Below are 12,595 nucleotides of genomic sequence, written 5' to 3'. Positions count from 1 at the left end.
CCCGGACCTGCGCCGCATCCTCGCACACCCACCGCTCGCGGCACGCCGCCGGTCCCGCCTGCCGGCGCCGCACCCGTCGCGCGCGGGACCGGGCGGGCTGCCACGATGGCGGCACCGGAGGAGGGAGGACGCCCCGTGGCGTGGATGGAGACCGAGCGCGCGGCGCTGGTTGCGACGCTGGGCGCCGCCGACCCCGACGCGCCCACGCTCTGCGCCGGCTGGGACGTGCGGCACCTGGTGGCGCACCTCGTCGAGCGCGAGCACCAGCCGGTCCGCGCCGCCCTGGACGCGCTGGCGCGGCGGGAGCCGGGCCACGAGCGGTTCCTCGGCCCGCTGGTCGCGGCCGCGCGCACGCCGCAGGGGTACGCGGGGCTGGTGGACCGGTTCGCCGCCGGGGTGTCGCGGTGGAACCCGGTGGGGTGGCCCGGGGACCTGGCCCACCACCTCGAGTACGTCATCCACCACGAGGACGTCCGCCGCGGCGGGCCGCGGCCCGTGCCCCCGCGCGTGCTGGACCCCGACCAGGTCCGCGCCGTCTGGGCGCTGCTCCCCGGCTTCGCCCGCCTGGGCTACCGGCGCAGCCCGGTGGGCGTCGTGCTCGCCGTCCCCGGCGGCCCGCGCAAGGTGGTGCGGAGGGGCCGGGAGGCGGTCGTCGTCGTCGGGGACCCGGTCGAGCTGGCGCTGCACGCCTCGGGCCGGCGGGCCGCGGCCGACGTCGAGGTCCACGGCCGCCGCGACACCGTGGACCGGTTCCTCGGCCGGCAGCGCTCACCGGCGCGGTAGGGCGCCGGCCGGCCGGAGAGGCCCGGCGGACGGCAGGACCCGGCGGGCTCAGCGCACGGGCAGCCCCGCGGCGCGCATGTCGGCCTTGACCTCGCCGACGGTGAGCGTGCCGAAGTGGAACACGGAGGCGGCGAGCACGGCGTCGGCGCCCGACCGGGCGGCGGCGGTGAAGTCCGCCACCTTGCCGGCCCCGCCCGACGCGATGAGGGGCACGTGCACCTCGCGGCGGACGTCCTCGAGCATTTCGAGGTCGTAGCCGTCCTTGGTGCCGTCGGCGTCCATGGAGTTGAGCAGGATCTCTCCCGCGCCGAGCCGGGCGCCGCGCACCGCCCACTCCACGGCGTCGATGCCGGTGCCGCGCCGCCCGCCGTGCGTGGTGACCTCGTAGCCCGACGGCGTGCGGGTCTCGCCGGTCACGCGCCGGGCGTCCACCGAGAGCACGACGACCTGGTTGCCGAAGCGCTCCGCGACCTCGCTGATGAGCTCGGGCCGGGCGATCGCGGCGGTGTTGATGCCGACCTTGTCCGCGCCGGCCTTGAGCAGGCGGTTCACGTCGGCGACCGACCTGACCCCGCCGCCGACGGTGAGGGGCACGAAGACCTGCTCGGCGGTGCGGGAGACGACCTCCATCGTCGTCTCGCGGGCCTCGGCGGAGGCCGAGACGTCCAGGAAGGTGAGCTCGTCCGCGCCCTCGGCGTCGTACCGGCGGGCGAGCTCGACCGGGTCGCCCGCGTCACGCAGGCCCTGGAAGTTCACTCCCTTGACCACGCGCCCGTCGGCGACGTCGAGGCACGGGATCACCCGGACCGCCACACTCATCTGCTGCTCCTTCCCGGCCCCCGAGCCGGCGACCGGGATCGAGGGTAGCCGCCCGGTAGCGTCTCCGGTTATGACCGACCACTCACCCGGCCCCGTGGACGCCGTGCTGGAGCTGGCGACGGCGGCCCTCGCCGGCCACGGCGGCCCGGGCCCGGTGGTGGTGGGCATCGACGGCCGGTCCGGCTCGGGCAAGTCCGGGCTGGCGGCGTCGGTGGTCGCGGCGCTGCGCGAGCGGCCCGGGCTCGAGGGGCCGGGCGCGGTGGGCCTGCTCGCCCTCGAGGACGCCTACCGCGGGTGGTACGGGCTCGGCGTGGGCGTGGGCGTGGTCGCCGCGCAGGTGCTCGAGCCGCTCTCGCGCGGGCTGCGCGGCGCGGTGCGCCGGTACGACTGGGCGGCGGGCGCCGTCGACGGGGTCATGCACGTGCCGCCGCCGGACCTGCCGCTCCCCCGGGTGCTGGTGGTCGAGGGGTGCGGCGCGGGCTCGCGGGCGTGCGCGCCGTTCGTCGACGTGCTGGTCTGGCTCGAGGCTCCGGAGCCGGAGCGGCGGCGCCGCGCGATGGCCCGCGACGGCGGGAGCTGGGCCCACCTGTGGGACGCGTGGGCGGCGCAGGAGCAGGCGCTGCTGGACGGCCGGGACGCGCCCGGGGTCGCCGACCTGGTGCTGCGCACCGCCTGAGGTCAGCCGCCCTGGACGACGGAGCCCTCGTCGCCGCCGGAGGTGGCCAGGATGTCCACGACCAGCACCAGGGTGTCCGTGCCGCGTGCCTGCGCGGGCGGGATCACGAGGAGCACCTGGGAGCCGACGGTCTGGTCGACGAGCCCGTCGCGCAGGCCGGGGATCGTCTCCCCGAGCACCACGGTGCGGGGCACCTTGCCCTGGTCCCAGGTGGAGTCGTACGGCTGCCCGGACTCCCACGTGATGCCCGTGTACTGCAGGGTGACGTCCTGCCCCGGCCGCACCTGCGCGCCGTCGCCGCGCACCAGCGGCTGGACGACGAGCTCGGCGGGCGGGTCGCCCTCCGGCAGCGTGATCGTCGGCGTGCCGTCCTCGGCGACCTGCACGGTGGGCAGGCCCTCCGGGGGCTGGACCGGCTCGCCGCGCGCCCGGCTGTACCGCACGTCGATGACGAGGACGAGCATGCGCTCGACGCCCTCCTCCTCGACGGGCTGGCGCACCAGCAGCCGGCTGCCCTCCTTCGTGCCCACCAGCACCGGGTACAGGTCCTCCCCGACGTCCTCGGGGGTGAGCAGCAGGGTGCGCGCGTCGCCGACGCCGCGCTCCTCGACGAGCTCGCCGTCCTCGCCGTCGTAGGCGGTCAGCGTCATCACCACGGGCTCGCCGGGGACGAGCTCGCGCCCGTCGCCCTCGATGAGGGTTTCGACGCTGGACTCCTCCAGCGGCAGGGGCGGGTCGAACGTCACGACCGGCAGGGAGCCGAACGCGCCGCTGACCTCGACACCCAGGGTCTCCTCGGGGGCGGGCTCGCGGTCCGTGCAGGAGGTGAGGAGGACGAGCGCGAGCAGGGCGCCGACCCAGGCGGTCAGCACCCGACGGGCGCGGGAGGGGATGGAGAGACGCTGCACGAGGGGCAGCCTACGTCCCGTCGCCGGGCGCCCGCCGTGGCGGGGCCCACAGGTCAGGCCCGCAGCGCCGCCATGAGGGTGTCCACCCGCTCGTCCACCGGCGAGAACGGGTCCTTGAGCACCACGGTGCGCTGGGCGGCGTCGTTGATCTTCAGGTGGACCCAGTCCACCGTCACGTCGCGCCGGCGCTCCTGCGCGGAGGCCACGAAGTTGCCGCGCAGCCATGCCCGGGTCGTTGCCGGCGGGCGGTCGACGGCGGCCGCCACCTCCTCGTCGGTGGTGATCCGGGCCATCAGGCCCCGCGCCGTCAGGGACGCGGCCAGGCCGTGCGCCGGCGAGATGTCGTGGTAGGCCAGGCTGAGCCGGGCCACCCGGGGGTCGTCGAGGGCGAGGGTGTGCCGGGCGCGGTAGCGCTCCAGCAGCCTGCCCTTGATCGCCCAGTCGAGCTCGGTGTCCACGAGGGACGGGTCCCCCGCGCGCAGCGCCCGCAGGCCGCGCTCCCACAGCTCCAGCACCCGGCGCTGGACGCCGGTGAGGGTCTCGGTCAGGCCCTCGGCGTCGAGGTAGCCGGTCACCCGGGCGAGGAAGTCCTCCTGGATGTCCAGCGCGCTCATCCGCCGGCCGCTGGCCAGCTCGACCGGGACCGTGGCGGTCGTGTCGTGGGAGATCTCCCGGATGGCCCGCATGGGCTCGGCGAGGGCCAGGTCGCGCACCTTCACGCCGTCCTCGAGCATGGCCAGGAGCAGGTCGGTCATGCCGACCTTGAGCATGGTGGTGGTCTCCGCCACGGAGGAGTCCCCGACGATGACGTGCATGCGCCGGTACAGGTCCGCGTCGCCGTGCGGCTCGTCGCGGGTGTTGATGATGGGGCGGGACCGGGTGGTCGCCGAGCTCATGGCGTCCCACATCTGGTCGGCCCGCTGGGAGAAGGCGTACGACGCCCCGCCGCCCGCCCGGGGACGGATGTGCCCGGCGCCGGTGAGGATCTGCCGGGTGATGAAGAACGGCACCAGCGCCTCGCCCATGGCCTGGAAGTCCCGCCGGCGGCGCACCAGGTAGTTCTCGTGGCAGCCGAAGGAGTTGCCCGCCGAGTCCACGTTGTTCTTGAACAGGTGGACGGTGCCGGGCACCCCCTCCTGCGCGAGGACCGCGTTGGCGTCCTCGCTCATCCTGTTCAGGATCACCTCGCCGGCGCGGTCGTTCACCACGAGCTGGTGGACGTCGTCGCACTCGGCCGTGGCGTACTCGGGGTGCGAGCCGACGTCCAGGTACAGCCGGGCGCCGTTGCGCAGGAACACGTTGGACGAGCGCCCCCACTGCACCACCTTGCGGAACAGGTACCGCGCGGCGTCGTCGGCCGTCAGCGGCGGGGTCGCCGCCGCGCCGGGCGCGGGGGCGCAGGTGATGCCGTACTCCGTCTCGACGCCGAAGATGCGCCGGGCGGTCACTGCCCGCCCTTCTGCACGAAGCCCTGGACGAAGGACTCGGCGTTGGCCTCCAGGACGGAGTCGATCTCGTCGAGCAGGTCGTCCACCTGCTGGGTGCGGGCCTGCGCGGCGACGGCGACGGGCGGCTCCGGGTCGATGCCCGGCTCGTCGCGGCGCGTGGTCCGGCGCTGCTCCTGCTGTGCCATCTCGGGCTCCCTCCTCGATGGGGTGATCCTATGGCCGCCGGGCGGCGGCGTCGGCGCGGTCCGCCGATCCGGCGGTCAGCGCCGCGAGCAGCTCGGCGGCCGTCCCGGCCCCCTCCAGCAGGGGGCCGACGTGCTCGCGGGTGCCGCGCAGCGGGTCGGTCATGGGCACGCGCACCAGGTGCTCGTGCCCGGGGATGTCCAGCACGACCGACTCCCAGCTGGCGCCGGCGACCTGGCCCGGGTAGCGGGCGACGACCTGCCCGCGGAACCACGCGCGGGTGTCGGCGGGCGGGGTGTGCTCGGCGGCCGCGACGTCCGCGTCGCTCACCAGGCGCTCCACGCGCCCGGCCGCGACGAGCCGGGCGAAGACCGACCGCTCCGGGCGCAGGTCCGACCACTGCAGGTCCAGGGCGGCGAGCCGGGGGTGGTCCCACGGCAGCCGCTCCCGCTCGCGCATGCGCTCGAGCAGCTGCAGCTTGGCGACCCACTCCACCTCGGTGGCCGCGCTCGCCGGGTCGGTGGCGAGCCGGTCCAGCACCCCGGCCCAGCGCTCGAGCACGTCCCGGGTGGCCGGGTCCGTGCCGCCGGCCTGGGTGAGCGCGTCGGCGACCACCTCGAGGTAGGTCCGCTGGATCTCCAGCGCGGTCAGCTCGCGCCCGTCGGCCAGCGTCAGCCGGTGGGTGAGGGTGGGGTCGTGGCTGACGTCCCAGGTCTCCCCGACCGGGTTGGCGAGCATGAGGCTGTCCAGCTCCAGCGGGACGGCGTCGGACTCCAGGAGCCAGAGCAGGAGCGAGGTGGTGCCCGTCTTGAGGTACGTGGAGACGTCCATGAGGTTGGCGTCCCCGCCGATGACGTGCAGCCGGCGGAACCGCTCGGCGTCGGCGTGCGGCTCGTCGCGGGTGTTGATGATGGGGCGGTTGAAGGTGGTCTCCAGGCCGACGTCGTTCTCCACGTAGTCGGCGCGCTGGGAGATCTGGAAGCCGGGCCGCTCGCTGCGCTGGCCGATGCCCACCCGGCCCGCCCCGCAGAAGATGGGGCGGGTGACGAAGAAGGGCGTGAGGTACCTGATGATGTCCCCGAAGTTGACCTCGCGGCGCACCAGGTAGTTCTCGTGGGTGCCGTACGCGGCGCCCTTGCCGTCGACGTTGTTCTTGTACAGCACGACGTCGGGCAGGGCGCTCGTGCCGCGCAGCGTGTCCATCGCCCCGCGCATCACCAGCTCGCCGGCCCGGTCCCAGCGCACCGCGTCCAGGGGGTTGGTGACCTCCGGGCTGGAGTACTCCGGGTGGGCGTGGTCGACGTACAGCCGCGCCCCGTTGGTGAGCACCGCGTTGGTGGCCGTGGGCAGGGCCAGCTCGGCCGGCGTCGGGCGGCGCAGGGTGGTGGCACGCACCGCGCCGTCGGTCCGCAGCTCGCGCGGGTCGGCGCCGGCGCCCTCCTCCGGCGGGGCGGGGTGCTCGGGGTCGTCGGTGAGCTGGGACGGCCGCGCGCTGGCGCGGTCGAGGCGGAAGCCGCGGGCGTCGGCGAGGGGGTCCTCGCCGGCGTAGTCCCAGCGCACGTGGCCGCCGGCGCCGGCGCCGCCGGGCCGGCCCGCGTAGGCGGCGACGACGTGCGCGGAGAGCACCATCGGGTTGGCGCCGGGATTGCCCGGCTCGACCAGGCCGTACTCGGTCTCGATGCCCATCGGGCGGTGCACGCTCATCCCGCCCGCCTCACAGGTAGCCGCCGGCGGGGGTGACGGTGTCGACGTCGCGCCCGTCCACGCCGTCGGTGCCGTGCGCGCCGGGCACCGTCGTGGCGGGCACGTGCCCGTCGCCGCCGGGGCCGGTGACGGGCACGGCGACGCCGGCCTCGTCGGCGCCCACGCGGCCGGCGAGGGTGCGGATGTAGGTGATCCGCTCGCCCTTCTTGCCGCTGACCCGTGCCCAGTCGTCGGGGTTGGTGGTGTTGGGCAGGTCCTCGTTCTCGCGCATCTCCGCGGCCAGCGCCGCGAGGAGGTGCCGGGTGCGCAGGCCGCGCTCGCCGGTGGCCAGGAGCTCCTTGATGGCGCGCTTCTTGGCCCGGTCGACGATGTTGGCGATCATGGCGCCGGAGGCGAAGTCCTTGAAGTACAGCACCTCGCGGTCCCCGCTGACGTAGGTGACCTCGAGGAACTCGTTCTCCGGGCCGGTCGCGTACAGGGCGTCGACGACGGCGTCGATCATGCCGGCCACCGTGGCGGTGGGGTCGCCGTCGTGGGCGGCGAGCTCCGCCGCGTGCAGGGGCAGGTCCGTGGTGAGGTACTTGCCGAAGATCTCGCGGGCGCCGTCGGCGTCGGGGCGCTCGACCTTGATCTTCACGTCCAGCCGGCCGGGCCGCAGGATCGCGGGGTCGATCATGTCCTCGCGGTTGGACGCGCCGATGACGATGACGTTCTCCAGCTTCTCCACGCCGTCGATCTCGCTGAGCAGCTGGGGCACGATCGTCGTCTCGACGTCGGAGGACACCCCGGTGCCGCGGGTGCGGAAGAGCGACTCCATCTCGTCGAAGAAGATGACCACGGGGATGCCCTTCGCGGCCTTCTCCCGCGCCCGGGCGAAGATGACGCGGATCTGCCGCTCGGTCTCCCCGACGTACTTGTTGAGCAGCTCCGGACCCTTGACGTTGAGGAAGTAGCTGCGCGGGGAGCCCGTGACTGCCTCGTCGCCGCGCTCGGCGCGGCGCTGGGTGGCGGTGGTGGCGAGCGAGGTGGCGACGGCCTTGGCGATGAGCGTCTTGCCGCACCCGGGCGGGCCGTAGAGCAGCACGCCCTTGGGCGGCTTCAGGCCGTGCTCGCGGTAGAGCTCGGGGTGGAGGAACGGCAGCTCGACGGTGTCGCGGATCTGCTCGATCTGCGGGCCCAGGCCCCCGATGTCGGAGTAGTCGGTGTCCGGGACCTCCTCGAGGAGGAGCTCCTCGACCTCCGAGCGCACGACGCGCTCCGTGACGAAGCCGGTGCGCACGTCCGCGGTGAGCGCGTCGCCCACCCGCAGGCTGGTGGTGAGCAGCGGCCCGGCGAGGCGCATGACGCGCTCGTCGTCGGAGCGGGCCAGGACGAGGACGCGGTCGCCGTCGAGGACCTCCTTGACGGTGACCAGCTCGCCGGTGGTCTCGTACGCGCCGACGCCGACGATGAGCAGCTGCTCGTTGAGCCGGACCTCCTGGCCCGGGCGCAGCGCGCCGAGCGGGACGGCCGCGGAGGCCGCGAGGCGCATCTTCCGGCCGCCGACAAACACGTCCGCCTCGCGCTCCTCCAGGTGGGCGGCGAGGAAGGTGCCGTAGGAGCCGGGGGGCCTGGAGATCGAGTCGAGCTGGTCCTGGAGCTGGACGAGCCGCTGGCGGGCGGTGTCGAGCGCCTGCGCCAGCCGGTCGTTCTTGCTCGCCAGGGAGACGGCCTGCTGCTCGAGCTCGCGGGCGCGAGCCTCGCCGTAGCGGTCCGCATCTGCCATGACGGTCCCTTCGTCGGTCTGGTCCCAGCCTAGGCGCTGCCGCAGGGGCGGCGCCGGGGCGTCTCAGGGTCGCGGGCCCGCCGGGCGGGGCGTGAGCGGGCGCCGCGGCAGTCCGGTGCGGCGGGCGCCGTCGGGCGCGGCTACTCCTCGGGGTGGCTCAGCAGGTCCTCGCCGGCCTCGGGGCCGGCCGGGCGGCTGCCCGGCTGGGAGGCCATCCCGCTCACCTCGATCTCCGCGCGGCGGTGGATGTCCCGGCGCACCCGGCGGACCTTCTTGTCGGAGATGCTCCGCTCCCCGACGTCCTCCGGCGACCACTCGCCGTCCGTGGGGTAGGCGCCCTTGGCGGGGCGGCGGGTGCGCTGCGGCGGCGTGGTGCCGGGCGCGAGGCGGCGCGTGGTGACGAGGAAGCCGGTGTGCGCGACCATCCGGTGGTCGGGGCGCACGGCCAGGCCCTCCAGGTGCCAGGTGCGGACCATGGACTCCCACGCCTGCGGCTCGGTGAAGCGCTCGGTGGCGCGCGCGTCCTCGGCGAACCGGCTCAGCTGGGTGGTGGTGGCGACGTAGGCGACGAGGACGCCGCCGGGCGCGAGGGCGTCGGCGACGACCTCGAGGTTCTCCCAGGGGGCCAGCATGTCGAGCACCACCCGGTCGACGCTGCCCGGGTCGACGGCGGCGGGCAGCACCTCGGCGAGGTCGCCGACGCGCACGTCCCAGGCCGGGTGCGGGCCGCCGAACCAGGACTCGACGTTGCCGCGGGCGATGTCGGCGAAGTCCTCCCGGCGCTCCACCGACAGCAGGTGGCCGCGCTCGCCGACCGCGGAGAGCAGGCTCATGCTCAGCCCGCCGGAGCCGACGCCGGCCTCGACCACCCGGGCGCCGGGGAAGATGTCGCCCATCTGGACGATCTGGCCGGCGTCCTTGGGGTAGACGACGGCGGCGCCGCGCGGCATGGACAGCACGTAGTCGCTCAGCAGCGGCCGCAGCGCCAGCAGCTGGTGGCCGGTGGCGGTGGTGAGCACGGTGCCCTCGGGCCGGCCGATGAGCTCGGAGTGCCGGAAGGAGCCGCGCTGGCTCTGGAAGTACCCGTCGTGGGTCAGCAGGATCGTGTGCAGCCGTCCCTTGGAGTCGGTGAGCTGCACCCGCTCCCCCGCGCGCAGAAGGCCGCGCCGGCGGGCGGGGCCGAGCGGGGCGTCGTCGGAGTGTTCGCTGGTCACGACGGGCGAGTCTACGGTCCGCGACCGGCACGCCGGCACCGCGCGTTGCACCGGCCTGGCCGCGCGGACGCTAGCCGCGCGTCCTGAGGTAGGCGGCCACCCGGGCGACCTCGGCGACGCCGACGACGACGCCGGCGGCCGTGAGCACCACCGCCGGGCCGTGCCGCTGGGCCCGCGCGACGGCGTCCAGCGCCTCCGGACCCGCCAGCTGGGAGACGACCTGCTCGGGCCTCAGGGCGCGGGCGACCGCGTGCAGCGGGGTCACGGGACGCTGCTTCCACGGCACCCGCGCGGCCGCCGCCGGGTCCACGAGCCCCACCGGGAGCCCGTCCTGCTGCAGAACGACGGCGGCGCCGCCGGCGATCGCGCCGTCCGCCTCCGCGAGGGGCGCGGCGGCGGGCAGCGTCACCGCGGGCGCCGCGAGCGCCCGCAGGTCCAGGTCCCGGGCGGAGCGCTGGAGCGCAGCCGCCTCGAGCGACCGGCCCGCGCCGGACCACACGAAGGAGCCCAGGACGGCGACCCACAGCAGCGTGGTGACGGAAGGCCTGCTGCCCCGGGTCAGGGGCTCGAGCAGGAACCACGCCGCGACGGCCACCACGACCACCCGCCCGCCCCAGGCCGCGACGACCGTGCCGCGCGCGCGGTCCCCGGTGACCGCCCACACCAGCGCCTCGAGCACCCGCCCGCCGTCGAGCGGCAGGCCGGGCAGCAGGTTGAAGCCCGCGACCAGCAGGTTGGAGAACACCGCCCCCGCCAGGACGAGCCAGGCGGTGATGTCCAGCTCGAGCAGCGAGGTGGCCAGCCAGGCCAGCCCCGCCAGGGCCGCGTTGGCCGCCGGCCCGGCCGCGGAGACGACGGCGGAGGCGCCGGCGGTGGGCAGCTCCTGCGTGAAGGAGGTGTGCCCGCCCCAGAAGGTGGCGACGTACTCGCGCGGGTGCACCCCGAACCGGCGGGCCGTCAGCCCGTGGGCGAACTCGTGCACCAGGACGGAGACGAACAGCATGACGACGAACGCCACCGTGGTGAGCACGACCGTGCCGGTGGGCGCGCGGGGGACCCACGCGCGCACCGTCGGGAAGTAGATCAGCATCAGCACCGCCGCGATCAGCAACCAGGACGGCGCCAGCACCACCGGGGTCCCGCCGACCCTCCCGATCACCCAGCCGGTCGTGGTGCGCGAGCCCACACGGGGGGCGCGCGCCTGGTCGGGGGTGGGGCGGCTCACGTCCTCAGCCTACGGGGGAGGTCTCCCCCGCCGGGGGCGGCGCCAGGTCGCCGGTTGCGGCGGCGCCCGCCCGGCCGGTGGGGGCCGCCGGTCCCGCGCCTCACCCACAGCGGTCCGCGGGGATGTCGGCGCCGGCGGTTAGCGTGGCGCCATGCAGCAGATCGTCGCCTCCCCCGAGCTCGAGGCCCTGGGCGCCGCGGCGCCCCTCGGGGGCCCGGCCACCGCAACGCCCGAGGCGGACGTCGCCGCCGCACCCACGCCCGGCAGCGCGGCGAGCCCCGAGGAGACCGGCGCCGCGCGGCGCCGGGCGGCCCTGTCGCCGTCCCGCGCGAAGGACTTCAAGCAGTGCCCGCTGCTGTTCCGGTTCCGCACCGTGGACCGGCTCCCCGAGCCGCCGTCGGTCGCGGCCGTCAAGGGGACCCTGGTGCACGCCGTCCTGGAGCACCTGTTCGACCTGCCCGCCGCGCAGCGGACCGAGGACGCCGCGCAGCGGCTGCTGGACCCGCAGTGGGCCGAGCTCCAGGAGCGGCGGCCCGAGGTGCTGTCGATGTTCACCGGGCCTGAGGACCTCGGCGCCTGGCTCGCCCAGGCCCGCAGCCTGCTCACCCAGTACTTCCGCATGGAGAACCCCACGCGCCTGGAGCCCGCCCGGCGTGAGCTGCTCGTGGAGACCGAGCTGAGCTCCGGCGTCCTGCTGCGCGGGTTCGTCGACCGGCTCGACGTCGCGCCCAACGGCGCGGTGCGGGTGGTGGACTACAAGACGGGACGTTCGCCGCGGCCGCGCTTCGCGGACGAGGCGCTCTTCCAGATGCGCTTCTACGGGCTCGTGCTCTGGCGGCTGCACGGCACCGTGCCGGCCCGGCTGCAGCTCGTCTATCTCGGGGACGGCCGCACGCTGGCCCACGACCCCGAGGAGGCCGAGCTGGTCCAGCTCGAGCGCGAGCTGGACGAGCTGTGGCGGACGATCGCCGCCACGGCCCGCTCCGGCGACTTCGCGCCCAGGACGTCCCGGCTGTGCGACTGGTGCAGCTTCCAGGCCCACTGCCCCGCGTTCGGGGGACGCCCGCCGACCGCGCCGGAGGACGGCATCGATCACCTGCTCACGGCGCAGGCGGCGCGCTGACGGGTCAGCGGGCCGCGACGGCGGTCAGCTCGTCCACCACCTCGCCGCCGGCGACGCGGGCGAGCAGGTCGAGGACGACGCCCTCGAGGCTGCGCAGGCGGCTCAGCCCGTCGGCGGGCCCGATGGGCAGCATGAGCGGGACGGCGACGGTCCGTGCCCCGGCCGCCAGCGCGGACGCGACGCCGGTCGGCGAGTCCTCGACGGCCACGCAGCGTGTCACGTCCACGCCCAGACGCGCGGCGGCGGTCAGGTAGGCCTCGGGGTGGGGCTTGCCGCGGGCGACCTGGTCCCCGGTGACCACGGTCGCGAAGGTGCCCGCGGGGGCCGCGGCCACGATCGCCTCGGCGAGCACGGTGTAGGACATCGTCACGAGCGCGCACGGCACGCCGGCCTCGCGCAGGCCGGCCAGGAGCGCCAGCGCGCCGGGACGCCAGGGTGCGCCCTGCTCGGCGACGCTCGCCACCACGCGCTCGAGGAGCGCCGCGACGATGTCGTCGTCCGTGCCGGGGATGCCGGTCTGCTCGCGGATCGTCCGCGCGGCGGCGCGCAGGTCGCTGCCGACCAGCTGCAGGGCCTGCTCGTGCGTCCAGGTGCCGCCGTGGCGGGCCACCAGCGCCGCCTCCGCGGCCATCCAGTAGGGCTCGGTGTCCACCAGGGTGCCGTCCATGTCCCACAGGACCGCGGCGGGAAGGTCGGGCGTGCTCACCCGCCGACCTTACCCGCCGGGTGCGACCGGGCGGGCGGGCG

Annotated in this window: 12 protein-coding genes; 3 read left to right on the top strand and 9 right to left on the bottom strand. The window is 75.7% G+C overall.

Annotated features, from left to right (window positions below):
• The first annotated feature begins 144 nt into the window (after positions 1–144).
• On the top strand, positions 145–783 hold the full coding sequence (locus ACF0H8_RS09220; RefSeq protein ID WP_395290848.1) for a TIGR03085 family metal-binding protein: 639 nt from the start codon (positions 145–147) through the stop codon (positions 781–783).
• A 48-nt stretch (positions 784–831) separates the two neighbouring features.
• On the opposite strand, the gene hisF is transcribed toward ACF0H8_RS09220, so the two are convergent.
• Positions 832–1,602, bottom strand: coding sequence for an imidazole glycerol phosphate synthase subunit HisF (gene hisF / locus ACF0H8_RS09215; protein WP_395288646.1), 771 nt, complete (start codon positions 1,600–1,602; stop codon positions 832–834).
• A gap of 70 nt (positions 1,603–1,672) precedes the next feature.
• On the opposite strand from hisF, the gene ACF0H8_RS09210 reads away from it, so the two are divergent.
• Positions 1,673–2,278, top strand: coding sequence for a hypothetical protein (locus ACF0H8_RS09210; RefSeq protein ID WP_395288645.1), 606 nt, complete (start codon positions 1,673–1,675; stop codon positions 2,276–2,278).
• 2 nt (positions 2,279–2,280) lie between these two features.
• On the opposite strand, the gene ACF0H8_RS09205 is transcribed toward ACF0H8_RS09210, so the two are convergent.
• The 7 genes from ACF0H8_RS09205 to ACF0H8_RS09175 all read right to left on the bottom strand — a co-directional run bounded on the left by ACF0H8_RS09205 (position 2,281) and on the right by ACF0H8_RS09175 (position 10,725).
• Positions 2,281–3,186: an FKBP-type peptidyl-prolyl cis-trans isomerase gene (locus ACF0H8_RS09205; protein ID WP_395288644.1), complete on the bottom strand. Its 906-nt coding sequence runs from the start codon at positions 3,184–3,186 to the stop codon at positions 2,281–2,283.
• A 53-nt stretch (positions 3,187–3,239) separates the two neighbouring features.
• On the bottom strand, positions 3,240–4,634 hold the full coding sequence (pafA, locus tag ACF0H8_RS09200; RefSeq protein ID WP_395288643.1) for a Pup--protein ligase: 1,395 nt from the start codon (positions 4,632–4,634) through the stop codon (positions 3,240–3,242).
• Entirely contained in the window at positions 4,631–4,819 is a 189-nt protein-coding gene (locus ACF0H8_RS09195) for a ubiquitin-like protein Pup (RefSeq protein ID WP_395288642.1), read from the bottom strand. The genes pafA and ACF0H8_RS09195 overlap by 4 nt, the downstream gene beginning before the upstream one ends.
• Positions 4,820–4,847: 28 nt before the next feature.
• On the bottom strand, positions 4,848–6,521 hold the full coding sequence (gene dop / locus ACF0H8_RS09190) for a depupylase/deamidase Dop (protein WP_395288641.1): 1,674 nt from the start codon (positions 6,519–6,521) through the stop codon (positions 4,848–4,850).
• Positions 6,522–6,531: 10 nt separating this feature from the next.
• Positions 6,532–8,286, bottom strand: coding sequence for a proteasome ATPase (arc, locus tag ACF0H8_RS09185; RefSeq protein ID WP_395288640.1), 1,755 nt, complete (start codon positions 8,284–8,286; stop codon positions 6,532–6,534).
• A 140-nt stretch (positions 8,287–8,426) separates the two neighbouring features.
• Complete coding sequence (locus ACF0H8_RS09180; RefSeq protein WP_395288639.1) at positions 8,427–9,500, bottom strand: tRNA (adenine-N1)-methyltransferase; 1,074 nt, start codon at positions 9,498–9,500, stop codon at positions 8,427–8,429.
• Between the two features lie 70 nt (positions 9,501–9,570).
• The gene (locus ACF0H8_RS09175; protein ID WP_395288638.1) at positions 9,571–10,725 is read right to left on the bottom strand and encodes a site-2 protease family protein; all 1,155 of its coding nucleotides are present in this window, start codon (positions 10,723–10,725) and stop codon (positions 9,571–9,573) included.
• A gap of 151 nt (positions 10,726–10,876) precedes the next feature.
• Between ACF0H8_RS09175 and ACF0H8_RS09170 the strand changes: the two genes are divergently transcribed.
• On the top strand, positions 10,877–11,848 hold the full coding sequence (locus tag ACF0H8_RS09170) for a PD-(D/E)XK nuclease family protein (protein ID WP_395288637.1): 972 nt from the start codon (positions 10,877–10,879) through the stop codon (positions 11,846–11,848).
• A gap of 4 nt (positions 11,849–11,852) precedes the next feature.
• Here the strand turns inward: ACF0H8_RS09170 and ACF0H8_RS09165 are convergent, their stop codons facing one another.
• Positions 11,853–12,554, bottom strand: a complete 702-nt coding sequence (locus tag ACF0H8_RS09165) for an HAD family hydrolase (RefSeq protein ID WP_395288636.1) — start codon at positions 12,552–12,554, stop codon at positions 11,853–11,855.
• Positions 12,555–12,595: the final 41 nt, after the last annotated feature.

This window comes from Georgenia sp. AZ-5 (genome assembly GCF_043952095.1).
Lineage (GTDB): Bacteria > Actinomycetota > Actinomycetes > Actinomycetales > Actinomycetaceae > Georgenia.
The sequence above is the reverse complement of the archived record's forward strand: the minus strand, read 5'-3'. Positions and strand labels throughout refer to the sequence as shown.